Genomic DNA, 22347 nt, shown 5'->3' with positions numbered 1-22347 from the left:
GCGGATGGTTTTATGCATGTCCGATCAGATTCCTTTCGTAACAGTACCATATGAGGCAAGAAAACGGCAAATTTCCGTCTTACCGATTCAATTCCCGAACGACATGTCCCAGCTCAGGAACAATCAGTCTGTTCATCGCCAAACGCACAGCACCCGTCGAGCCCGGTGTAGAAAAGATCATCTTCCCTTGGCGTGTTCCAGCCACTGCTCGACTCAGCATAGCCGCTGAACCGATGTCCTCTGTAAAGCTCAGCATGCGGAACAGTTCTCCAAAACCTGGCATCTCCTTCTCCAGCAGGCCTGAGACTGCCTCAAACGTATTATCTCGCGGAGAAATGCCTGTTCCTCCATTTAGAAGAATAACCTGAACACTGCTATGTAAAATGCCTTCCTCTATGGCAGCAATTACCTGTACCGGCTCATCCTTTACGATTCGATATAAGATAGCCTCGTGCCCTGCTTCCGTCAACAGCTGCTTCATTAACTGTCCACTCTTGTCAGTCTCTTCTGTTCGTGTATCTGAAACTGTAATGACCATACAGCTTACTTGTTTCGGTGAAAGAGCCTTGTGCTCCTGAGTGCTCATCCTGCCATCCTCCTGCTCCTTGGGCTTTCTCTTCCTTTATGATACCATTTTCTCGGGCCTGTTACCTATGGCACATCCTCGAAGAAATTATGCTAACCCTATACCCTAGTTGGTTCTCTTTCCTATATAATGCTGATGACTGCTATTTTTGATCGACAAGGAGGCGTGGCCGGATGACAAACCGCCCTTTTTTCTCTTTTCATTTCCATAAACAATCCCACACGCCCATTTACGTACAGCTTGCAGAGCAATTGCAAACAGCCATTTTACGCGGGGCCTTTCTCGTGGACGGACAACAGCTCATTTCGCTGCGTGATATGAAAACAGTCAGCGGCTGCTCGCTGGAAACAGTAAAGAAAGGATACGATCATCTCGCTATGGAGGGCTGGCTGGAGGCCGTACATGGCAAGGGTTATTATTTGACTCAGCAGGCAAAGGAAGCTCGTCTGGAAAACCGTTTGCCGCTTACAGATATCCCTATCGCATCACTCGCAGATTCGTCCCCAAGACCTGGCGAAGAGCTCGTTAAGCGTCTGCGAGGGGCTTTTTACGAAAGTTTAACAGTTTTGGATGAACCATCTGCCCAAAAGAAAATCAGACGCGCTCAGGCTGCCAAGGTGTTTGCGGATCATCTCCGTCGTCGCGGACTGCCGCATTATCCGGAACGACTGTTGTTGTTTAACAGAAGCACGAGTGGCTTTGCCTTTCTCGCGCAACGCATCATGAATGCACGTGATGTCGTCTACGTCGAGGAATACAGCTATCCGGTCTTTCTACGCTTGCTGAGTCAATGCGGGATTACAGTGCGTCCGATCAAAATGGACGACGAGGGTGTATCGATCGAAGCACTGGATAGCGAGCAGGAGCATTATCCTGCCAACTGGCTTTTGATCAACCCGCATTATCACTTCCCTACTGGAATCAGCTATTCCGAAGAACGCAAGGAAGAGATTCTCGACTGGGCTAAACGGCATAACGTCAGGCTCGTTGAGAATGATCACTACGGAGATTTATGGTTTGAACAGCCGAGCCACCCGCTCTACCAATTGGCGCGAGAAAAGGAAAGCTCTGTCGAGGTCTACTACCTCCATTCCTTATCAAAAACATTGGCCCGCGACTTGCAACTGGGAGTCTTACTCCTGCCTTCTGATCTAAATGAGGATGAGCTAGAACGGTACCGGCAAATCGTCTCCATGACAGGCGCTGAGCCTTCCCTGCTTGTCGTGGAGGCTGCTGTCCGTCTGCTCGACGATCCGTGGTTTTCCGAGGTGTACCTCGCTGACAGGCGCGCCTTGTTCCATGAACGCTTTTTACGGATCTGGCAAGAAAAACGTCAGGCTCTACCCTCCCACGCAAGCATGTATCCGATCTCAGGCGGATTAAATACGTGGATTGAATGGGGGAATCCTACCTCCAAAGCTACAGAACTGGAAGATCGAGTGATTGCCATACTTAAGGAAGAAGGTCTTGAGCTGACTGGCGGCCATGCGTTTCGGGTTGCAGATGAACCAGACGATTGCTTGCGTCGCCCAGCCGTTCGCTTCCCGTTGGCACCGATGGAGGAGCGCGAGCTGAAGCACTGGCTACATCGGTTGGGTGCTGCACTCATCCGGTAATTTGTTGAAAGAAGTGCCATACTAAGACGCGTGCATTTTCTACTCTGCTACAAGTAAAGAATCGATAAAAAGTCGAGGTAAAACCAAATATGATCAAAAAAATCGTAGAGAAGCTTCATCTTGATCCCCCAAAGACACTGGTGATTGGATTTGCTTTGATTATCCTTATCGGGACTACACTCTTAACGCTTCCCTCTGCGACAGAAAACGGGCTCGGATTGCCCTGGCTGGATGCTTTGTTTACCGCGACATCGGCTACCTGTGTGACCGGACTCGTCGTAGTAGATACAGGAACCACTTTTACGGTGTTTGGTCAGCTCGTGATCCTGTCCCTCATCCAGATTGGCGGCCTCGGCTTTATGACGCTAGCCACCTTCTTTGCCCTGATCATGCGTAAAAAAATCTCTTTGCGCGAGCGACTCATCCTTCAAGAATCGTTGAATCATATCTCCATGGAGGGTGTAGTCCGTTTGGCCAAAATGATTTTGATTTTTACAGCTTTGGCCGAGCTTATCGGTGGTATTCTTCTATCGATCCGGTTTGCCTTTGATTTCCCGCTCGGCAAAGCGATTTACTTCGGCTTTTTTCATGCGATCTCCAATTTCAACAATGCTGGCTTTGATTTGATGGGTGACTTCTCAAGTCTGACTGCTTATGTAGATGATCCGCTCGTCACACTCGATGTGTGCGCATTGATTATTTTGGGAGGGATCGGCTTCCTCGTCGTTAGCGAAGTGTACGATTACCGGCGCACACACCGACTGTCTCTACATACAAAGGTAGTTTTGGCAACAACCGCTTTTTTGGTAGTTGGGGGTACGGCCCTCATCTTTATACTTGAATATACAAACCCAAATACGTTGAAGCCACTGTCGTTCATGGGCAAAGTACTCGGCTCGTTATATCAGTCTGTTACTGCACGTACGGCAGGGTCCAATACGCTGAATATCGGCGACATGCACCAGTCTTCCCTGTTTCTAATCATTCTGTTGATGTTTATTGGCGCTTCTCCTGGCTCGACCGGGGGCGGTATCAAAACGACAACGTTTGCTACCTTGGTTGGTGCTGTGATCGCGCAAATAAAAGGAAAGGAAGACGTAATCTTCTTTCGCCAGCGGATTTTGCCGCACATGATTTACAAGTCGTTAACCGTGACGATGATCGGGCTCTTCATTGTTATGGCGATGACGATGGCGTTGTCCATCACGGAGCCTGGAGCCACGTTTCAGATGGTACTGTTTGAAGTAACGTCAGCTTTTGCCACGACCGGCCTTTCTATGGGACTTACTCCGATGCTTTCGCCAATTGGAAAATGCCTGATCGTCCTCACGATGTTTGCAGGTCGAGTTGGACCGCTGACTATCGCTTTTGCCCTGGCACAGCGTAAGCAAAAAGAATATTACCGTTACCCCAAAGGCAAGATCACGATCGGGTAAAAGAACACGTAAAAAAACCCTGCCGCCCATCTCAAAAGAGAGATGATTGGCAGGGTCTTTGCTATTATTTCTGTGGCAAAAGCTTCGCCAGCTCATCACGAACCAACTGCCCCATCTCGAGCGTACCGATGGCCTTGCTGCGGTCAGAAGCGATATCGCCAGTGCGATGACCTGCTTCCAGTACGGACCACACTGCATTCTCGACAGCTGCTGCTGCTTCATCCATCTCCAGGGAGAGGCGAAGCATCATCGCTACAGAGAGAATCGTTGCGAGTGGGTTGGCGATGCCTTGGCCCGCAATGTCAGGTGCAGAGCCGTGTACCGGCTCATACAGTCCAAAGCTGCCAGCAGCGAGGCTTGCAGAGGACAGCATACCGATAGAGCCTGTAAGCATGGCTGCCTGGTCACTCAAGATATCCCCAAACATGTTTTCCGTCACGATGACGTCAAACTGTTTTGGTGCGCGTACGAGCTGCATTGCGCAAGAGTCTACCAGCTGGTGAGAAAGCTCAACATCCGGATAGTCTTTTGCTACACGCTCAGCTACCTTGCGCCAGAGGCGGGAGCTTTCCAGCACGTTTGCCTTGTCAACAGATACCAGTCGCTTTTGACGCTTGCGAGCGATGTCAAAGCCGACACGGATAATCCGCTCTACTTCCGCTTCATTATAGATGCATTGGTCTTCTGCTACTTCACCGTTCGGACCATCGTAACGTCTTTTCTCCCCGAAATAAATGCCTCCGGTCAGCTCACGAACGACGATCAGATCTACGCCAGATACGACTTCTGGCTTCAGCGATGAAGCATCTACAAGAGAGCTGTGCATGGTAGCTGGACGAATGTTGGCAAACAGCCCCAGTGCTTTGCGGATACCGAGCAAACCTGTTTCCGGGCGCAGATGTCCCGGATTTTGGTCCCATTTGGGTCCGCCAACCGCTCCAAGCAGAACAGCGTCTGCCTGCTTTGCCAGCGTGATCGTTTCTTCTGGCAATGGTGTTCCATCCGTATCGATCGCGATTCCACCGATACGACCTTCTTCACATGTAAAAGTGACGCCTTCCCGTTCCCCAACGAGGGTGAGGACTTTGACCGCTTCCTGCATAATCTCCGGTCCAATACCGTCTCCCGGAAGAACGGCGATGCGATAATTTTTCTTCATCGTTTATCCCGCTTTTCTTTTCTGTAGTGGTTTGCAGTTCCTACTGGCTCTTGTCGTTCCTATCCAGTTGCCGATCAATATGTGTTAGTTCGCGGCTACGGGCACGGACTCTCCACGACGCTCCAAAATCTTGTTGATTGCTCTGACGTAAGCAATCGCGCTCGCTTCTAGTACGTCTGTGCTGACACCGCGTCCTGTCACAGTCAAATCACCCTGTTGCAAACGGACGAATACTTCACCCAATGCATCTTTTCCATGCGTTACGGAAAGGATTTTGTAATCAACAAGGGTCACATCTTCACCTGTTGCACGGTCAATCGCTTTGTAGATCGAATCGACCGAACCATTGCCGCACGCTGCCTCTTCCACAACAGAGCCGTCCGGACGAGCCAGACGTACACTTGCTGTCGGTACAGAAATGTTGCCATAGGCAAGCTGAACGGATTCCAGCTGGAATGCTTCAGGACCACGAACCATTTTGGCATCGACGAGGGCAAGAATATCGTCATCACTGATTTCCTTCTTCTTGTCGCACAGTACTTTAAACGCTGCGAATGCCGCGTTTACCTCTTCCTGCTCGAGGTGATAGCCCAGGTCTACGAGCTTTTCCTTGAACGCATGGCGTCCGGAATGCTTGCCAAGAACCAGTTTGTTCGACTTGAAGCCAACGGACTCAGGACGAATAATCTCATACGTCGTAACTTCCTTCAGCACGCCATCCTGATGAATCCCGGATTCGTGTGCAAAGGCGTTCGCACCTACTACTGCTTTGTTCCCCGGAACGATCATACCAGTCAAACGGCTTACCAACTGGCTGGTACGAGCAATTTCCTTCAGATGCAGCTTAGTAGTCGCCTGATAGTAATCCTTGCGTGTCTCGAGTGCGAGTGCTACTTCTTCCAGAGCAGCATTACCCGCACGTTCACCGATACCGTTGATCGTTCCTTCTACCTGTGTTGCCCCGCCTTCGACCGCAGCCAGGCTGTTTGCTACAGCCATACCTAGGTCGTCATGGCAGTGACAGCTCAGGCGAATATTTTCAGTCGCAGGAACACGCTGTCTCAGCTCACGGAAAATATTTCCGTACTGATACGGTGTCATGTAGCCCACCGTATCTGGAATATTGACTGTCGTGGCTCCCGCTTTGATGACTGCCTCTACTACCTCCGCCAAAAAGTCGATTTCAGTACGTGCCGCGTCCTCTGCGGAAAATTGTACTTCCGTGAAGTACTTTTTCGCATACGTGACTGCTTCCACTGCACGAGCAAGGACTTGCTCCTTGCTCATGTTCAACTTGTACTGACGGTGGATCGGTGATGTTGCAAGAAAGACGTGGAGGGATGCGTTTTGCGCGTTGCGTAGCGCTTCGTATGCCTTATCCATGTCGTCTTTGACGGCACGTGCCAGGCTGACGATGGTGGAATTTTTCACCCGCTTCGCCACTTCGGCCACAGACTTTTGGTCACCTGGGGAAGCAGCTGCGAAGCCCGCCTCAATTCTGTTTACTCCCAGCTTTTCGAGTTGAAGGGCGATCTCCACCTTTTCGTTCGTGCTGATGTTGACGCCTGGAGACTGCTCCCCATCACGTAGTGTTGTATCAAAAATCTCAATGGTCCGCATGAACTTTTCACCTCCACATTTTTTCCTACATTATATATATCTTGTGAGCCTATTTATTATTGACCGATTTTCGCTTCTTCTTTTTTGGTGTCTTTGTTCAGCCAAGACATCATGCCACGCAGCTGCTCACCTACTACCTCGATGCCATGCTCGGATTCGAGGCGGCGACGGGAAGTGAAGCCAGGGCGGTTAGCTTGGTTTTCCAAGATCCAGTTGCGTGCGAATGTACCATCTTGGATTTCTGTCAGAACTTTTTTCATTTCTTTGCGAGTTTCGTCTGTGATGATGCGACGACCGATGCTGTAGTCACCGTACTCTGCAGTGTCAGAAATGGAGTAGCGCATGCGTGCGAGTCCACCCTCATACATCAGGTCAACGATCAGCTTCAGCTCATGCAAGCACTCGAAGTACGCCATTTCAGGAGCATATCCTGCTTCTACCAATGTATCGAAACCGGCTTTAACCAGCTCGCTCGCTCCACCACACAATACTGCTTGCTCACCGAACAGGTCTGTTTCTGTTTCTTCACGGAAGCTGGTTTCGATTACGCCAGCACGTGTGCAACCGATACCGCTTGCGTATGCGAGAGCGATGTCTTTCGCATTGCCAGTCACGTCCTGGTGGATTGCAATCAGGCCAGGAACGCCAAAGCCTTCTTGGTATACACGGCGAACCAGGTGACCCGGGCTTTTTGGAGCTGCCAGGATAACATCGATGTCAGCTGGTGGTACGATTTGAGCAAAGTGTACGTTGAAACCATGGGAGAAGCACAGAGTGGAACCAGCTTTCAAGTTTGGAGCGATCTCTTGACGGTATACATCTGCTTGACGCTCGTCTGGCAGCAGGATTTGGATGAGGTCTGCACGTTTTGTAGCTTCTGCTACTGTCAGTACTTCGAAACCATCTTTTGCTGCTACATCCCAGGATTTCCCTGGACGCAGACCTACTACTACTTTATAACCACTTTCGCGCAGATTTTGTGCTTGTGCATGACCTTGGCTACCGTAGCCGATGATTGCGATTGTTTTACCACGCAGTGCCTCTTGTTTTACGTCTGCTTCATAATACATTTTTACCATTTGTATAGCCTCCCTAAAAATAATGTTAGTTTGAATTTCAATTCTGAATTTTGCAATTTAAACCGTTGCTGCGGCTGTTGCTGGAACAATACTACGCGCCATGGCTACAGAGCCTGTTCTCGTCAGCTCGAGAACGCCGTAGCTTTGCAAAAGAACAAGAAGCGCGTCAATCTTTTCGGTATCTCCCGTTACTTGTACGATCAGCGAGCTTGGGCCCACATCAACGATCGCTGCGCGGAACGGCTCAACAATCCCGTTCAGCTCTGCAAGCTGGCTAGGTGATGCGCTCACCTTGATCAGTGCAAGCTCCCTCGATACATAAGGATTTTCGCTAAGGTTGACTACGGAGATGACATCAATTAATTTGTAGAGCTGCTTCATTAATTGATGGATCTGACGGTCATCTCCCCCGGTCGATATGATCATCCGGGACAGTCCCTGCTCCTCTGTACCGCCCACCGTAATGCTGTCGATGTTGAAACCGCGCTGACCAAACAGTGTTGCTACTCGGGTCAAAACGCCTGGCTGGTCGTTGACGAGTACGGAAATGGTATGTTGCTGCATCCTAGTCGTCCCCCAATTCCATCTGATCTAAAGTGTCGCCTGATGCTACCATCGGATATACGTTTTCTCCCTGTGCTACACGGAAGTCAACGACTACCGGGCCATCGTGACGCAGCGCTTCTGCCCAAACGGCTTCAGCCTCTTGTGGAGTGGTTGCACGCAAGCCTTTGACACCATATGCTTCCGCGAGTTTGACGAAATCCGGGCTGCAGGTCAGGTCGATCTGGCTGTAGCGGTTGTCGTAGAACAGCTCTTGCCATTGACGAACCATTCCCAAGCATTGATTGTTCACAATCGCTACCTTCACCGGAATGTTGTACTGGGAAACAATCGCCAGCTCCTGATTGGTCATCTGGAAGCCTCCGTCCCCAACCACGGAGATAACCGTGCGCTCTGGGTTAGCGATTTGTGCGCCAATCGCAGCAGGGAAGCCAAAGCCCATCGTGCCTAGACCGCCTGAAGAGATAAACGAGCGCGGATGCTTGAACTTGTAGTATTGAGCTGTCCACATCTGGTGTTGTCCAACGTCTGTTGTGACGATCGCTTCCCCATCTGTGGAGTTGTACAAGAGCTCAATGACTGCTTGTGGCTTTAATACGTCGCCATCTTTTTTGTACTTGTACGGGTGCTGTGCCTGCCATTCCTTCAGTTGACTGATCCACGCTTCAGAATCGCATGCGCGCGCCAGTGGGATCGCTTTTGCCAGCGTGCTTTTCACATCGCCCGCCACCGTTACGAGTGTCTCTACGTTTTTCCCGAGCTCTGCCGGATCGATATCTACGTGAACGATGCGTGCTTTTGGAGCGAACTCTTTTGTGCGTCCCATCGTGATCCGGTCATCGAAGCGAGCGCCCAGACCGATGACACAGTCTGCATTGAGCAACGCCTGGTTCGCAGTGTAGTTACCGTGCATGCCTGGCATCGCGAGTGACAATTCATGTGTACCCGGGAATCCGCCCAGTCCCATAAAAGTGTTGATGACTGGGATGCGCGCCTTTTCTGCAAAAGCGAGGAGCTCTGCTTCTGCCTTGGAAGCGATGATTCCTCCGCCTGCCAAAATGACCGGTCGCTTCGCTTCACCAATCGCCTCGACAAATGTCTGCACTTCTTCATCAGTTGGGACAAGCGTATCGCGGTATCCGCGAATCTCTACTTTGTCTGGATACGTGAATGGTGCTTTCGCATTGGCAACATCTTTTGGAATGTCGATCAGGACTGGACCTGGGCGACCAGTTGTCGCGATGTGGAACGCTTCTTTCACGACCCGCGGCAAATCGCGGATATCGCGAACGAAGTAGCTGTGCTTGGTGATCGGGATTGTAATCCCTGTGATATTTGCCTCTTGGAATGCATCTGTTCCAATGAGCGACTGTGCTACGTTACCGGTGATGCAAACCAATGGAACCGAGTCCATATGAGCAGTTGCGATACCAGTAACCAGGTTCGTTGCTCCTGGACCAGAGGTGGCGATACATACGCCAGGCTTGCCGGTTGCACGAGCATAACCGTCGGCAGCGTGGATGGCTCCCTGCTCATGTCGAGTCAAAATGTGCTTGAAGTAGCTCCCGTACAGCGAGTCGTAAATGGGGAGTACAGCTCCACCCGGATAACCAAAGATGTATTCAACCTGCTCCAGAATGAGACAGCGCAAGAGCGTTTCTGCTCCTGTCACTTCTTCACCGAACTGAATCGGTGGAATGCCGTTCTTTTTCTGCAATTCGGCCATTTCAACACTCATTTCTTCTCCTCCTCCCACTTCTTAAGCAGGTATTGTAAATAACTATAGACACATAGAAAAACCCTTTCGCCCCGACACGGTTCTTTTTCCATGTCTTTTGGGGCGAAAGGGTTCGCGGTACCACCCAACTTTATCGACGCCTCGCGGCAGCCGATCTCAGCCAGTCACAACTAATGTGGACTGTAACACGCTAACGGGTGTTAAACGGTTTGGCCTACTGCCTACTTGATGTAGATTTCAGCAAAACGGCTCGGAGGTGAGCAATGCATCGTACCCTATACCCGTTTCTCAGCAACCAGGGCTCTCTGTAAAAGGGGTAACGTGCACCATCCTCGTCTTAGCCTACTATTAAAACAATATTTTCAATATTGTTGTTGTCAGAATATAAAGTGTTACGTCTGATTATAGCTAGGCACCTAGGGGGTGTCAACGGAAACAAAAAGATTTTTCTAGACTTTCGTCCGAACGAATGCTCAGTAGGAAACGGCTTAACAGCGCGGATTTTAGCTGTAAGCGGATACATTTTATCTTATTCTTGTCCCTCGTTGGTACAGAAAAAAGGAGGGACTCTGGTGTCCCTCCGTCTACTTTCTCAGGCTTTTTACCCTTTGTTTTGCAAACCTTCGATCAAAATATTAGCGACTTCTGGACGAGTGAATTCCGGGGGTGGTGTCTTCTTACTTCGAAGCATTTCTCTTACTTTTGTTCCAGAAAGTGTCAGATGATAGTTAGCTTCGTGCGGGCATGTTTTCGTAGTCGCCATTCCCTGGCAGGCTGTGCAGTAAAAGCTGTGTTCAAAAAATAGCAGCTGTATTCCCAGCTCCTCTGCAGTAAATTCGGAAAAAATATGCTGGGCATCGTAGGTTCCGTAATAATCGCCTACTCCTGCATGATCACGTCCAACGATAAAGTGCGTGCAGCCGTAGTTTTTACGTACCATTGCATGAAAAACAGCCTCACGCGGACCTGCGTATCGCATCGCTGCGGGGAAGGCAGCCAAGAGCACGCGCTTTGCCGGGTAATAATTTTCGAGAAGCGTCAGATAGCTGTTCATGCGTACTTCTGCTGGAACATCGTCCGATTTGGTTTCACCCATCAGCGGATTGAGAAAGAGGCCATCCACAATCTCCAGTGCCGCCTTTTGAATGTACTCATGAGCGCGGTGGACTGGGTTTCGCGTTTGAAAGCCCACTACCGTCTTCCAGCCCTTTGCACGAAAGATTTCTCTTGTCTGGAGCGGAGTCAAATAATAGTCAGAGAACCTCTCCGGGCGTGGCCGCTCCAATACCTCGATCGGCCCACCCAAATACAGATCCGGTTTGTCAAATAGCTTCTTCACACCCGGATGAGCGAGATCATCCGTGCGAAAGACCTGCACAGCTTCGCGGGCTTTATCTGGTTCATAGCGGCTCTTTACCTGAAGCACCGCATAATCGACGCCATTTTCTCCGCGCAAAAGGACCTGATCACCGATCTGTATATCATTATGCTCCGCTGCATCTACCGCCAGCGTAACTGGCAGCGGCCAAATTGTACCGTCTGCAAGCCGCATCGTTTCTACAACCGAATGATAATCGGCTTCACCGAGGAAGCCTGTGAGTGGAGAAAAAGCCCCGATTGCCAAGCAATCAATGTCCGATAGCGTCCACTTGTCAACGGTAATGGCTTTTTTTATCCCATGCAGCCTGTTTGCATCCTGCCGGTCTGTCAGCAAATGAACGAGAGACCCGCCATGGGGCAAGCTTATTTGCATCTGGTATCCACCTCCTGTCTCTCTCATTTGTGCAGGCCACATTCTGTCTTTTCAAAGCCTGCCCATCGTCCTGCACGCGGGTCCTGACCAGGCTGAACTGCCCGGGTGCAGACACTGCAGCCAATACTGGGATAGTTGTTGTCATGCAAAGGATTGTACGGCACATCGTTCGCATGTATATATTCCCAAACCTGACCATCCGTCCAATCCGCTAGCGGATTAAACTTGACCAGATTGAATTTTTCATCCCATTCTACTTTTTTGGCATTCGCGCGCGTAGGAGACTGCTCGCGCCGAATCCCCGTGATCCATGCCTGGTAGCCCGAAAGTACCCGCTGCAACGGTTCTACTTTGCGGATTTGGCAGCAAAGATTGGGGTCCTTCTCCCACAAATTGTCCCCATGCTCACTTGCCTGCTCAGCCAGCGTCAGCTTAGGCAAAACCTGAATAAACGTCGTACTGTATCTCTCCTGCAGCTTGTCACGTGTGGCATATGTTTCCGTAAAATGCTTGTTGGTATCAAGGTAAAAAACAGGCATGGTCGGCGCCAACTTGTGCAGCATGTCAATGAGCACAACATCCTCTGCGCCAAAGCTAGAAGCGAGAACAAGTCCACCGGCATAGTTCTCCACCGCTTTTACCAACACTTCCTGCGGCGATTTCGCTTCCAGACGGTACGCCCACACCTGCAATTCCTCATCCGCCATCATGTGGCGATTACTCATCAGCGAAACTCCTTTCTTGCGAGGATTCATCCATCATCATATGTGGGTTCGCCCGAAGTGGCGCTTCGTCCCGTTGACAAATCTTGACGACAAGTATGCTCTCCAAATGAAAAAACCATCAGACAAGTGTCTGATGGCCTTTTCGAAGGTACATGGCTTATTTATCTTTTTTGCCTTCAGCTGTTGCCGGAAATAAGAAGGCTGCTCCAGTAGGAGTCGTTACAGTCGTATTTGGAGTCGTGTCCACAAGCTTTTCATGTGTAGTCTGTCCGCTGCCAAAGAAAAGAGGTGGTGCGTCTACGTCATCTTTCGTTTTTGCAAATGCTCCTGGAACAAGAAGCGCCGAACAAACGATTGCAGTAGCACCCATCATCATCCATTTTTGTTTTTTCATATATAAATCTCCCCTATCCAATGTTTTCCTTCTACGCTTCTCATTGTATTGCATGAGGTAGTCCGCTCGACACGGACGGGGGATTGTTTTTCTCTCCAACTTAAGTCTGATTCAAAAATCCCTCTCCAACCCGTTGATTGCGCAAGTAATAAATGGCTTCCAACGCACTCTATGACGGCTTACCTTTTCACATGTGGACAGATGCTTTACGGTAAAAGTTTAATTTAGCAACAAAAAAAGTCGATCCTTTCCAAAAGGAAAGATCGACTTTTACTTGATACGCTACTTACGCGTTCAGTTTGCCTTTAGCAACAGTTGCCAATTCGTTGAACGCAACTTTGTCGTTAACAGCGAGGTCAGCCAGCATTTTGCGGTTAACTTCGATGCCAGCAACTTTCAGGCCATGCATCAAACGGCTGTAAGACAGACCGTTCATGCGAGCTTGTGCGTTGATACGAGTGATCCACAGTTTGCGGAAATCACGTTTCTTTTGACGACGGTCACGGTATGCATACATCAGGGATTTCATTACCTGAGCGTTTGCGGATTTAAACAGGCGATGTTTGGAACCGAAGTAACCTTTCGCCAGCTTCAGGATTTTCTTATGACGACGGCGTGTAACAATGCCACCTTTTACTCTTGGCATACTAACTCCTCCTGGTCTTTCCAGCATGGCGGCCTACTTCTAGGCGCTTAGGGAGCTCATGCTGCGTGATGGTTGTAATAAATAAACTTACAGGTATGTGAGCATTTGCTCAATGCGTTTTTGATCGCCTTTGGATACGAGTGCAGCTTTGCGCAGGTGACGCTTCGCTTTTGTCGATTTGTTGGCAAACAAGTGGCTACCAAATGCGCGGTCGCGCTTCAATTGGCCGCTTCCAGTTTTCTTGAAACGTTTCGCAGCAGCCTTGTTGGTTTTCATTTTAGGCATCTGAAAAATCCTCCTGTCTAAACTACTTACTTACTTTCCGCTTTCGGTGCCAAAATCATGATCATGCTGCGGCCCTCGATCTTCGGTTTGCGCTCAGGCGCAGCGAGATCTTCACACTGGGCAGCTACACGTTCCATAACGGCAAGTCCGATTTCGGAGTGGGTGATTTCACGTCCACGGAAACGGATCGAGCACTTCACCTTGTGTTGATCCTCCAAGAACTTACGGACGTTGCGAAGCTTTGTTTGAAAATCGTGTTCCTCGATGTTGGAAGAAAAACGCACTTCTTTCAGCTCGATGATCTTTTGGTTTTTACGTGCTTCCTTTTCCTTCTTCGCCTGCTCGTACTTGAACTTTCCATAGTCCATGATACGGCATACAGGCGGCTTGGCTGTAGGAGCAACGTTCACCAGATCCAATTCGGCTTCTTGGGCGATGCGTAGTGCTTCTCTGAAGGGCACAACTCCCAATTGGCTCCCGTCAGCGCCGATTAATCGGACTTCACGGGCACGGATCGCTTCGTTAATTAACATTTGATCCTTGCTAATACTTGCCACCCCCGTCAATTTCGAGAAGGAACAAAAATGTGCGAACGCATATCGCGCTCGCACATATCTCACCTAAGCAAATTCATTAGATCCAAAGATCTTTGCGTAAGAGTTACCTGTCAACAATCGATTAGGACGTCGACCCAGGTGAGAAGCTGTGCGCCTCTGCTTGTTCTCGAAGTATGAAGTGTTTATACACGCCCTTTATAATACAGGGTCAAAATGCCTTTGTCAAGGCTTATCACTATTTATCCCCCAATGTGGGACATTTCCACTTTTGAGCGTTTGGCAAGACCCGGTGTTTCTTTCAAGCGCTCTTCTGAATAGCGATCATCGCGCCGCTCCCAGATCGAGCGAATCTGCTCTTTGATTTCTTCATCACTATGGCCAGCGCGTAAAGGCTCTCGCAAATCCTCACCTGTAGAGGCAAAAAGACAGTTGTACATTTTCCCCTCTGCTGACAAGCGTGCCCTCGTACAGGTGGAGCAGAATGCTTGGGTCACGGATGAAATCAGGCCGATCTCCTGGTCAGAGCCGACATAGCGGTAGCGCGACGCCACCTCGCCAAAATAGTTAGGGTCGATCGCCTCAAGCGGCATTTCCTCATGAATCATGCGCACAATCTCACTGGAAGGAACGACCTGATCCAGCTTCCAGCCGTTGCTGTTGCCAACATCCATGAATTCGATGAAGCGAAGTGTATGCCCCTGCTCACGGAAATAGCGAGCCATCGGCAAAATATCTTGATCATTCACACCGCGCTGAACAACCATATTGATTTTAATCGATAGCCCTAGCTCTGCTGCCACGCGAATTCCATTCAATACCGTTTCAACCTGGTAGCCCCTGCCGTTCAATTGTCCAAAGCGTTCATTGTCCAAGCTGTCCAAACTGACCGTAACCCGATCCAGTCCCGCATCCTTCAGAGACTGGGCATGGCGCGCTAGCAAAGAGCCATTCGTAGTCATCGCGATGTCTTGAACGCCTTCCACCTGCCGAATCATACGAATCAAATCCGGCAAATTTTTCCGCATTAATGGCTCACCGCCGGTAATGCGAATTTTGCCAACACCAAGGGAGGTAAAAATGTTTGTCAGACGGGTAATCTCTTCAAAGGACAACAGCTTATGTTGCGGTAAAAACTCAAAATCCGGACCAAAAATTTCGGCAGGCATGCAATAACGACAGCGAAAATTACACTTGTCCGTTACGGAAATGCGCAAATCCCGAAGAGGCCGTTTGCGTAGATCAAACACTTGCTCTTGCATCGCAGTGTCCCCCTTTCTATCTGCACCACTGATACCCTCACTACTCTCCCAAGGAAGATGATGAATAGAGAATCTTTCCTGAATCTCGACAGCTGTAGCCACCCAGAGCCTCGACTTGCTCCCTGAACTCGCTGGAACGAATACAAGCAAGAAGCTCTTGACCTTGACTGCTTCGGTAAAAAGAGGCACTCATCACCAAGTCGTACCGCTCCTCGGAGACAGGAATAAAATCGAGATCCATCGCATGTGCAGCAGAATAAATGCCTAGTCCTGCATCCGCTGTCCCGCCTGCTACTGCGGCAGCCACACTCAAATGAGATACCGCTTCACGCGAATAGCCATAAATAAGCTCGCGATCAATATCGCTTGTTTTTAACAAGTAATCAAATAACAGACGCGTGCCTGCTCCTCGCTGTCGATTCATATACGTTACGCCTGGTTTTACCAAATCTTGAACAGATGTGATCCCAAGCGGATTTCCCTTCTTCACAAACCACCCTTGCTGTCGGTAGACCATCTGGATTAGCACGACATCTTTACCACGAAGGTATTTTTCAATAAAAGGCTGATTGTATTCCCCTGTCTGTTCATCAAACAGATGGACGCCTGCTACATGTGCCTCTCCTTTTTGGATCGCCAATATGCCACTCATGCTCCCTACATGTGACGAAACGAGAAAACGCTCTGGATTCGTCTTGCGAACCAAGGAATGAAGCACGTCCATCGCCAGATCGTGGCTACCAGTCGCAACCACGGTATTTTGAATCTGCTCAAGTGGACGGTACAGCTCGATCTCTACTTCCTCCCCCTGTTCATATCCCAAATCTCCTGGGGGAATACGCAACAGTCCATCCGCCCGCACCATCGACATCGTCACACCAGCTGAGCGAGTCAACGGATTCGCGATGTAGCTCCCATCTATCGAGCCAATGGTCACACGAATAAAATCCTCTGCGCCCATGACCGAGACAATCCGCCGTCCCATGATCGCTTTGACACGCTGTCTCACAGGCTCCAACAGCCCATAATAATGATACACCAGAGAGCGAGCAAACCACTCCAGATTCAGATAGGCAGAAACTGGATAGCCAGGTAAGCCGATGACTGGCTTTTCATTCACGACGCCTACCACAACCGGCTTTCCAGGACGAGTGGCTACGCCATGTGTCAGCACCTCGCCCAGTTCCTCTACTACATGAACTGTGAAATCTTCTCGGCCTGCAGATGATCCTGCATTTAAGAGTACCATATCTGCGTCTTCTAGGGCGGTTTTTACTGCATTTCGGATCAGCTCATAGTCATCTTTTACAATACCATAGTATACAGGCTCGGCGCCCCACTCCTGCAAATATGCCGCAAAGACAGTTCCGTTGAACTCGATGATTTCTCCAGAAGCGACCTTTGCAGTGGGCTCGATCAGCTCGGTACCTGTAGGGATAATCGCTACCCGAGGCTTTCTCAGTACGGGGACTGTTACGTTCCCACCCGCTAGGAGCGCTCCCAAATCAACGGGCCTCAGCTTGTGCCGATCGGGGACGATCATCTCTCCAATGACTACATCCTCGCCGATCGGGCGAATATGCTGCCACGGAGCCACGGCTTCAAGAATTTCAATCGTCTCTGTATCTACTTGATGAATATGCTCAATCATGATGACCGCATCATAGCCATCTGGGATCGGATCTCCTGTGTCTACCTCTACATAGTCCACATTATATTGGAGTCGTACGGGATGCTGCTCGCTTGCACTGTACGTTTTCTCTGCACGAACTGCGACTCCATCCATGGCTGATGCATGGAAATTGGGCATGGATACTTTCGCAAAAACCGAAGCAGCTGTCACTCTTCCCAGCGCTTCTCTTGTCGGGATCACTTCTACAATAGGCGTGAAGTGGATGCGGCTTGTGATTCTCTCCTGCGCTTCCTTCAGCGGCGTATCTTCTAAGTAGATTTTACGCATCTTACTCCTCCTGAAATTTCATCGTTTCCATACGTGACACGCTATTTAAAGATCCATCATTGAAACAAATGAACCTGTACCATATCGCCTTCAATAATCCCTTCTTTGTTTGCTTCTATCTCTACCATGCCGTCGCTTCGAACCAAGGTAGAGATCAAGCCAGACTTGCCAAAAACAGGTACAGCCCACAATCCGTCTACACGCTCTTCCAGCTTTACACGGATATAATCCGATCTCCCCACCGCAGAAGGGATGTTGCGAGAAATACGTGCACGGATTCGCTGATCAATCTGCGCAGGAGCTTGCCCCTGCAATTTTTGCAGCAACGGTACGACAAACAGGTGAAAAATGATTAATGCCGATGCAGGATGACCTGGCAATCCCATGACCGGCTTTTCTCCAGCCTTCGCAACGATCGTTGGCTTTCCAGGCTTGATTGCCACACCGTGGACCAAAACTCCCGGATTCCCCAACGATTGCATGACTTGCTCTGTATAATCACGCGTCCCGACAGAGCTGCCTCCAGAAAGAAGCAAAAGATCAGCTCGATTGAATAGCTCATTTGCTTTTGCAGCAAATGCTTCGTAATCATCGTCCACAATCCCTCCATAAATCACCTCGGCACCACACTGACTAGCTGCTGCACCGATCGTAATGCTGTTGATGTCCCTCACCTCACCGGGAGCGAGCTCTTTTTTATCAGGAGAGACAATCTCGTCGCCAGTCGATAAAATCGCAACAACAGGGCGTGGGTACACGCGCACAGTCGTTATGCCAATCGCAGAAAGAACCCCGAGATCCTGCGGCCGCAGTCGTTGTCCCGCCGCCATGACCAGATCTCCCTTATTCACATCATCACCTGCGCGTATGATGTTTTCTCCTGGCGCAACCTGCCGATACACATTGAGCAAATCATCGACTTCCTCTACATGCTCGATCATCACGATGCTATCTGCGCCTTCTGGGAGCATACCTCCGGTAGGGATGGCTTGCGCCTGTCCTTCTCTCAGTACCTGGCTAGCTTCTTTTCCCATCTCAATTTTGCCCGTGACGGTCAGAAAGGCTGGCAATGAATCGGACGCTCCGTACGTGTCTCTAGCCCTGACGGCAAATCCATCTACAGTAGATCGGTCGAAATGCGGAACCTGCTCACCAGCTACGATATCTTCGGACAGAACCATGCCCAACGCTTCTGTCAAAGGTACCTCCACAGGCTGTGTAATCGGATGAAATTGATTTGCAATCACATCCAACGTTTCCGCTACCGTTTTCACATTGAAAAATTTCATGATTGCCTCCATCGTTTCTTACTTGTCAAAATCATTTATAATAAAAAGAAAAAGGGGAATATTCAATTATGATCGTAAAGGTATTCGCCAACTTCCGTGAAATTTGCCAAGCCAAAACGGTAGAGGTACCGATGGACAACGGCAATCGGGTCATCGACATTATGGAGACACTCATCCAAATGTATCCTGCTTTAGAAGAGGAGGTCTTTACACCGGAGCGAACATTCAAACCGTTTGTGCATGTATTTATCAACGGACGCAACATCATTCATGCGGATGGACTGCAGACCCGCGTACTAGAAAGTGATCAGTTTGCACTGTTCCCGCCGGTGGCAGGAGGATAAAATGCTTGATCAAACCCTGGAGATTAGAGGCATTCCAGTTACTCATTTAGTCACGTACCTAGTGGAGTGCGGGGGAAGTGTCCAATCCGAAGCCTGGCCGATCAGCGTGCTCGGCAATGGCTGGCAAGCAGATTTACTGCGGGAGGAGACTGTAACGATTACTTCCCGGTTTCATGTAAACGCCGTGTTTGTCCACTTCACATCTCATGATGAAGAACAATTTGCTCACTTCATGAAGCGTTTTCGCACCAAGCTTTTGAGAGTCGGTGGATGATCGGTATGAGTGGAAGAAAAGAAGGTGGAAACAGGTTCCCACCTTCTTTTTGCCTGTTTTACACGATGTTCAATTCCTTCAGCTTATCCTCTGGTACGACACCGTCAACCCAGCCCCGTACTTGATAGTACTCATCCAGCATGACATCCATTCTGCTGACGTGCCCTGCACTGTTTCCAGTTGCCGGCTCCTCTGTAAAGCGTTTTGGCAAGTGATCGTCCTCACGCTTATTAAATCCAGCCATGTTGTTGTAGTGGCGCTCCAGATTGTAAATACGCTCACCGATTTTCATCACATCATCGGCTGACACTTCCACGCCAGTCATCGTGGAATACTGTTCTGCGTAATTGTCTGCATTCTCGGAGAAGGAGGAGAATTTGCATATATTCATGGAATCAGAGAAAGCGAGCAGGTCCTGGAACACTTTTAACAGCTCACCTTTTCCTTCTGGCACGAGGCGATCTGTCGGCATCGGAATGCCTGCGATCTCACTCGCAACCGTATAACCACGCAAATGACAAGCTCCTCGATTGCTCGTTGCATAGCCGAGACCAATCCCTTGGATACCACGCGGATCATAGGCAGGAATCGCTTGACCTTTTACGCACATCGCGAGGTTTTCGTCGCCAAAATGCTTCGCAGCGCGTGCGGTACCCTCAGCAAGCACATCACCAATTCCTCTACGGAAGACCATCATTTCTGTCAGCTCGATCATGCGATCTGCATCGCCCCAATCGATTTTTTCCTCCGTTAACCCGCGTTCATAGGCCTCCATCATACAGGAGAGCGTATTCCCCAGCTCGATTGTATCCATGCCATGTTCGTTGCACAGATTGATTAAATAAGAGATCGGTGCTGCGTCCCCAACACCGCAGTTTGCTCCCAGCGCCCAGCCTGATTCATACTCAAAGCTTTCTACGCGCGTTTTGTACTTGCCTTCCTTCACTTCTACTTCCTTCTTACAAGCGACTGGACAGGCGTGACAGGTGTTGTCAGCTACCAGCAAGGTAGCGTTTACGGTTTCGCCGCTGTGTCCCTCAGCAGCATCCCACTGGGTGAACTTCGAGTTCATCGTCGGGAGAGCCCCTACCTCGTTGATGATACTCGTCAAAACGTTCGTTCCATATACAGAAAGACCGCCTTTTTTCGGAGCAGTCAATCCGCCCTCCATAATCGCTTTCAGCGCCTTTTGATTTGCTTTCTTGTATTCCTCATCCTGTGCAGGCTGTGGCATATTTCCTTTTTGCGCTGCCTTGATGACAATCGCCTTCAGTTTTTTGTAGCCAGCTACTGCACCTGTCCCGCCGCGTCCCGCCGCGCGGTCATGCTCATTCATAAAACCGGCATAGCGTACAAGATTTTCACCCGCTTGTCCGATACAGATCACGCTGAGATCCTCTTTGCCATAGCGGTCTTGCATCGCTCGGACAGTCGCTCTCGTTCCTTGTCCCCACAAATCACTCGCATCTCGCAGCTCGCCTTGACCGTTTTCAATATAGAGATAGACAGGCTTGTCACTGGTCCCTTTGAAGATGACGTTATCAACTCCGGACCATTTGAGACGCGCTGCCGACCAACCTCCCATGTGCGAATCGGTAACTGTTCCAGTCAAAGGTGACTTCGTAACCATGCACAAACGGCCACTCATGGACGAACGTGAGCCTGTTACCGGTCCGGTCATGATACAAAGAATGTTTTCAGCGGAAAACGGTTCCACTTCAGGGCCATTGTCATACACATACTTCACCCCAAGTCCGCGTCCCCCGATATATTTCTTTGCCAGTTCTTCATTGATTTCCTGATATCCGACTGCACCCGATGAAAGATCGACCAAAATTTCACGATTTTTAAAACCACCGAGATTCATGATTTGACTCCTCCCTTTCTTCATTCTTATTAAAATCGCAAATAATAAGTACCTAGTTCGACTATTATGTGTGAAATCCTCCCTAAATACCAGTGAAACTCAGCAAAATTAGCAATATTTCGATTAATTTCTTGCCTAGCTCCCCTGTGGTAAAGTATGTTATTTATAGGTAAAAGCATGTAAAACTAACTCAAACTAACTCAAACCAATTCAACCAAACTAAAAAGGGGGTGACGTTTTGGAGAATGAGTATCTGACTCCGGATGAGGTTGCCGTCGCACTCAAGCTCACTCGCTATACTGTTTATGAGATGATCAAGCGCGGTGAATTGCCTGCTGCTAAAATTGGACGAGCACTGAGAATATTACAGACCGATTTAGACAGCTTTATGCACAAAAACAAATCACGAGAGGAGCATACGACTTATCCATTGACCAATGCCGTGCACTTGCGGAAGCAGCCTCTCGAAATCCTATTTGCCGGGAGTCACGACCTCACAATTGATCTGCTTACACGTAAATTGGCAGAGCGCGGAATCACTCTCCTGCCTGCTTTTTGCGGGAGCCTGGATGGCTTGATTGAGTTGTACAAAGGCAGGGTAGAGATGGCCGGAACTCATCTGCTGGATCGTGCGAGCGGTGAGTACAATCTGCCGTATATTCGCTGCTTGCTCCCAAACGAAGGCGTATTGGTCATCAATCTGGTAAGTCGCTGGCAAGGCTTTATGGTTCCGAAGAGCAACCCCAAAATGATTACAAGCTGGAGTGAGTTGTTAAGTGGACGTCATCGGATCGCCAACAGACAACGCGGTTCCGGTACGCGAGTCCTCCTTGATTTCAACATGCAGCAGTTAGGGGTCTTGCCAGGTGAAATTCCGGGCTATGATTTGGAATTAACTACGCATTATGCCACTGGCTCAGCAGTCCTTCAGGGAACTGCGGATGCTGCTTTGGGAATCGAGAGTGTGGCACGCGGGCTTGGACTTGATTTTTTCCCCATTCATGAGGAACGCTACGATTTGGTCATCCCCGTCCAACTGTGCAAGCAGGAGCGTTTCCAAGATCTGCTGAGCATACTGCAGGACCCTGTCTTTAAACAAGCCGTCGTTGCACAAGGCGGATACAACATTTCGATGACTGGCAAACAAATTTCCAGAATCAATTGAAGTTTCTATTTCTTGGTAAAGGAGCAATCCC

At 49.5% G+C, this 22347-nt stretch carries 21 protein-coding genes; 5 read left to right on the top strand and 16 right to left on the bottom strand.

Annotated features, from left to right (window positions below; genetic code table 11):
* Positions 1–79: 79 nt before the first annotated feature.
* A complete protein-coding gene (locus tag C3B52_RS09040; protein WP_103105747.1) occupies positions 80–586 on the bottom strand; it encodes a MogA/MoaB family molybdenum cofactor biosynthesis protein in 507 nt (168 codons plus the stop codon).
* A gap of 173 nt (positions 587–759) precedes the next feature.
* Here C3B52_RS09040 and C3B52_RS09035 point away from each other — a divergent pair, with 173 nt between their 5' ends.
* Positions 760–2202, top strand: coding sequence for an aminotransferase-like domain-containing protein (locus tag C3B52_RS09035; protein WP_103105746.1), 1443 nt, complete (start codon positions 760–762; stop codon positions 2200–2202).
* 89 nt (positions 2203–2291) lie between these two features.
* Positions 2292–3638 carry a TrkH family potassium uptake protein gene (locus C3B52_RS09030; protein ID WP_103105745.1) on the top strand — a complete coding sequence of 449 codons (1347 nt, stop codon included), beginning with the start codon at positions 2292–2294 and terminating at the stop codon, positions 3636–3638.
* A 64-nt stretch (positions 3639–3702) separates the two neighbouring features.
* Here the strand turns inward: C3B52_RS09030 and leuB are convergent, their stop codons facing one another.
* From leuB to C3B52_RS08960, 14 genes are all read right to left on the bottom strand, one after another.
* Positions 3703–4797: a 3-isopropylmalate dehydrogenase gene (gene leuB, locus C3B52_RS09025; protein WP_103105744.1), complete on the bottom strand. Its 1095-nt coding sequence runs from the start codon at positions 4795–4797 to the stop codon at positions 3703–3705.
* A gap of 84 nt (positions 4798–4881) precedes the next feature.
* Complete coding sequence (locus C3B52_RS09020; RefSeq protein WP_103105743.1) at positions 4882–6417, bottom strand: 2-isopropylmalate synthase; 1536 nt, start codon at positions 6415–6417, stop codon at positions 4882–4884.
* A gap of 56 nt (positions 6418–6473) precedes the next feature.
* Positions 6474–7496 (bottom strand): ketol-acid reductoisomerase, encoded by a 1023-nt coding sequence (gene ilvC / locus C3B52_RS09015; RefSeq protein ID WP_103105742.1) that lies wholly within the window; start codon positions 7494–7496, stop codon positions 6474–6476.
* A gap of 57 nt (positions 7497–7553) precedes the next feature.
* Positions 7554–8060: an acetolactate synthase small subunit gene (gene ilvN, locus C3B52_RS09010; RefSeq protein ID WP_103105741.1), complete on the bottom strand. Its 507-nt coding sequence runs from the start codon at positions 8058–8060 to the stop codon at positions 7554–7556.
* A gap of 1 nt (position 8061) precedes the next feature.
* Positions 8062–9798: a biosynthetic-type acetolactate synthase large subunit gene (ilvB, locus tag C3B52_RS09005; protein WP_103105740.1), complete on the bottom strand. Its 1737-nt coding sequence runs from the start codon at positions 9796–9798 to the stop codon at positions 8062–8064.
* A gap of 601 nt (positions 9799–10399) precedes the next feature.
* Positions 10400–11551 carry a sulfate adenylyltransferase gene (gene sat, locus C3B52_RS09000; protein WP_103105739.1) on the bottom strand — a complete coding sequence of 384 codons (1152 nt, stop codon included), beginning with the start codon at positions 11549–11551 and terminating at the stop codon, positions 10400–10402.
* A gap of 23 nt (positions 11552–11574) precedes the next feature.
* Positions 11575–12276, bottom strand: coding sequence for a phosphoadenylyl-sulfate reductase (locus tag C3B52_RS08995; RefSeq protein WP_103105738.1), 702 nt, complete (start codon positions 12274–12276; stop codon positions 11575–11577).
* Between the two features lie 157 nt (positions 12277–12433).
* On the bottom strand, positions 12434–12670 hold the full coding sequence (locus C3B52_RS08990; protein WP_103105737.1) for a hypothetical protein: 237 nt from the start codon (positions 12668–12670) through the stop codon (positions 12434–12436).
* A 286-nt stretch (positions 12671–12956) separates the two neighbouring features.
* A complete protein-coding gene (rplT, locus tag C3B52_RS08985) occupies positions 12957–13316 on the bottom strand; it encodes a 50S ribosomal protein L20 (protein ID WP_103105736.1) in 360 nt (119 codons plus the stop codon).
* 87 nt (positions 13317–13403) lie between these two features.
* Entirely contained in the window at positions 13404–13601 is a 198-nt protein-coding gene (gene rpmI, locus C3B52_RS08980; protein ID WP_012685334.1) for a 50S ribosomal protein L35, read from the bottom strand.
* A 26-nt stretch (positions 13602–13627) separates the two neighbouring features.
* Positions 13628–14134, bottom strand: a complete 507-nt coding sequence (infC, locus tag C3B52_RS08975; protein WP_103105858.1) for a translation initiation factor IF-3 — start codon at positions 14132–14134, stop codon at positions 13628–13630.
* Positions 14135–14397: 263 nt separating this feature from the next.
* Positions 14398–15417, bottom strand: a complete 1020-nt coding sequence (gene moaA, locus C3B52_RS08970) for a GTP 3',8-cyclase MoaA (protein WP_103105735.1) — start codon at positions 15415–15417, stop codon at positions 14398–14400.
* A gap of 40 nt (positions 15418–15457) precedes the next feature.
* Positions 15458–17377: a molybdopterin biosynthesis protein gene (locus tag C3B52_RS08965; RefSeq protein ID WP_103105734.1), complete on the bottom strand. Its 1920-nt coding sequence runs from the start codon at positions 17375–17377 to the stop codon at positions 15458–15460.
* Between the two features lie 56 nt (positions 17378–17433).
* Positions 17434–18666: a molybdopterin molybdotransferase MoeA gene (locus C3B52_RS08960; RefSeq protein ID WP_103105733.1), complete on the bottom strand. Its 1233-nt coding sequence runs from the start codon at positions 18664–18666 to the stop codon at positions 17434–17436.
* 68 nt (positions 18667–18734) lie between these two features.
* Here C3B52_RS08960 and C3B52_RS08955 point away from each other — a divergent pair, with 68 nt between their 5' ends.
* Together C3B52_RS08955 and C3B52_RS08950 are read left to right on the top strand one after the other, a co-directional pair.
* Positions 18735–19010, top strand: a complete 276-nt coding sequence (locus tag C3B52_RS08955) for a ubiquitin-like small modifier protein 1 (protein WP_049737667.1) — start codon at positions 18735–18737, stop codon at positions 19008–19010.
* Position 19011: 1 nt separating this feature from the next.
* A complete protein-coding gene (locus C3B52_RS08950; protein WP_103105732.1) occupies positions 19012–19284 on the top strand; it encodes a hypothetical protein in 273 nt (90 codons plus the stop codon).
* Between the two features lie 58 nt (positions 19285–19342).
* On the opposite strand, the gene C3B52_RS08945 is transcribed toward C3B52_RS08950, so the two are convergent.
* A complete protein-coding gene (locus C3B52_RS08945) occupies positions 19343–21151 on the bottom strand; it encodes an aldehyde ferredoxin oxidoreductase family protein (RefSeq protein ID WP_103105731.1) in 1809 nt (602 codons plus the stop codon).
* A 238-nt stretch (positions 21152–21389) separates the two neighbouring features.
* Between C3B52_RS08945 and C3B52_RS08940 the strand changes: the two genes are divergently transcribed.
* Entirely contained in the window at positions 21390–22316 is a 927-nt protein-coding gene (locus C3B52_RS08940; protein ID WP_103105730.1) for a substrate-binding domain-containing protein, read from the top strand.
* Positions 22317–22347: the final 31 nt, after the last annotated feature.

It is taken from the genome of Brevibacillus reuszeri, assembly GCF_002897295.1.
Lineage (GTDB): Bacteria > Bacillota > Bacilli > Brevibacillales > Brevibacillaceae > Brevibacillus > Brevibacillus reuszeri_A.
This window is presented reverse-complemented; position numbering and strand designations above follow the sequence as displayed.

What these genes read in the sequence shown, in the direction of transcription:
- C3B52_RS09040 (WP_103105747.1), bottom strand. Translation starts at nt 586, where the DNA reads ATGAGCACTCAGGAGCACAAGGCTCTTTCACCGAAACAAGTAAGCTGT.
- C3B52_RS09035 (WP_103105746.1), top strand. Translation starts at nt 760, where the DNA reads ATGACAAACCGCCCTTTTTTCTCTTTTCATTTCCATAAACAATCCCAC.
- C3B52_RS09030 (WP_103105745.1), top strand. Translation starts at nt 2,292, where the DNA reads ATGATCAAAAAAATCGTAGAGAAGCTTCATCTTGATCCCCCAAAGACA.
- leuB (WP_103105744.1), bottom strand. Translation starts at nt 4,797, where the DNA reads ATGAAGAAAAATTATCGCATCGCCGTTCTTCCGGGAGACGGTATTGGA.
- C3B52_RS09020 (WP_103105743.1), bottom strand. Translation starts at nt 6,417, where the DNA reads ATGCGGACCATTGAGATTTTTGATACAACACTACGTGATGGGGAGCAG.
- ilvC (WP_103105742.1), bottom strand. Translation starts at nt 7,496, where the DNA reads ATGGTAAAAATGTATTATGAAGCAGACGTAAAACAAGAGGCACTGCGT.
- ilvN (WP_103105741.1), bottom strand. Translation starts at nt 8,060, where the DNA reads ATGCAGCAACATACCATTTCCGTACTCGTCAACGACCAGCCAGGCGTT.
- ilvB (WP_103105740.1), bottom strand. Translation starts at nt 9,798, where the DNA reads ATGAGTGTTGAAATGGCCGAATTGCAGAAAAAGAACGGCATTCCACCG.
- sat (WP_103105739.1), bottom strand. Translation starts at nt 11,551, where the DNA reads ATGCAAATAAGCTTGCCCCATGGCGGGTCTCTCGTTCATTTGCTGACA.
- C3B52_RS08995 (WP_103105738.1), bottom strand. Translation starts at nt 12,276, where the DNA reads ATGAGTAATCGCCACATGATGGCGGATGAGGAATTGCAGGTGTGGGCG.
- C3B52_RS08990 (WP_103105737.1), bottom strand. Translation starts at nt 12,670, where the DNA reads ATGAAAAAACAAAAATGGATGATGATGGGTGCTACTGCAATCGTTTGT.
- rplT (WP_103105736.1), bottom strand. Translation starts at nt 13,316, where the DNA reads ATGCCAAGAGTAAAAGGTGGCATTGTTACACGCCGTCGTCATAAGAAA.
- rpmI (WP_012685334.1), bottom strand. Translation starts at nt 13,601, where the DNA reads ATGCCTAAAATGAAAACCAACAAGGCTGCTGCGAAACGTTTCAAGAAA.
- infC (WP_103105858.1), bottom strand. Translation starts at nt 14,134, where the DNA reads ATGTTAATTAACGAAGCGATCCGTGCCCGTGAAGTCCGATTAATCGGC.
- moaA (WP_103105735.1), bottom strand. Translation starts at nt 15,417, where the DNA reads ATGCAAGAGCAAGTGTTTGATCTACGCAAACGGCCTCTTCGGGATTTG.
- C3B52_RS08965 (WP_103105734.1), bottom strand. Translation starts at nt 17,377, where the DNA reads ATGCGTAAAATCTACTTAGAAGATACGCCGCTGAAGGAAGCGCAGGAG.
- C3B52_RS08960 (WP_103105733.1), bottom strand. Translation starts at nt 18,666, where the DNA reads ATGAAATTTTTCAATGTGAAAACGGTAGCGGAAACGTTGGATGTGATT.
- C3B52_RS08955 (WP_049737667.1), top strand. Translation starts at nt 18,735, where the DNA reads ATGATCGTAAAGGTATTCGCCAACTTCCGTGAAATTTGCCAAGCCAAA.
- C3B52_RS08950 (WP_103105732.1), top strand. Translation starts at nt 19,012, where the DNA reads ATGCTTGATCAAACCCTGGAGATTAGAGGCATTCCAGTTACTCATTTA.
- C3B52_RS08945 (WP_103105731.1), bottom strand. Translation starts at nt 21,151, where the DNA reads ATGAATCTCGGTGGTTTTAAAAATCGTGAAATTTTGGTCGATCTTTCA.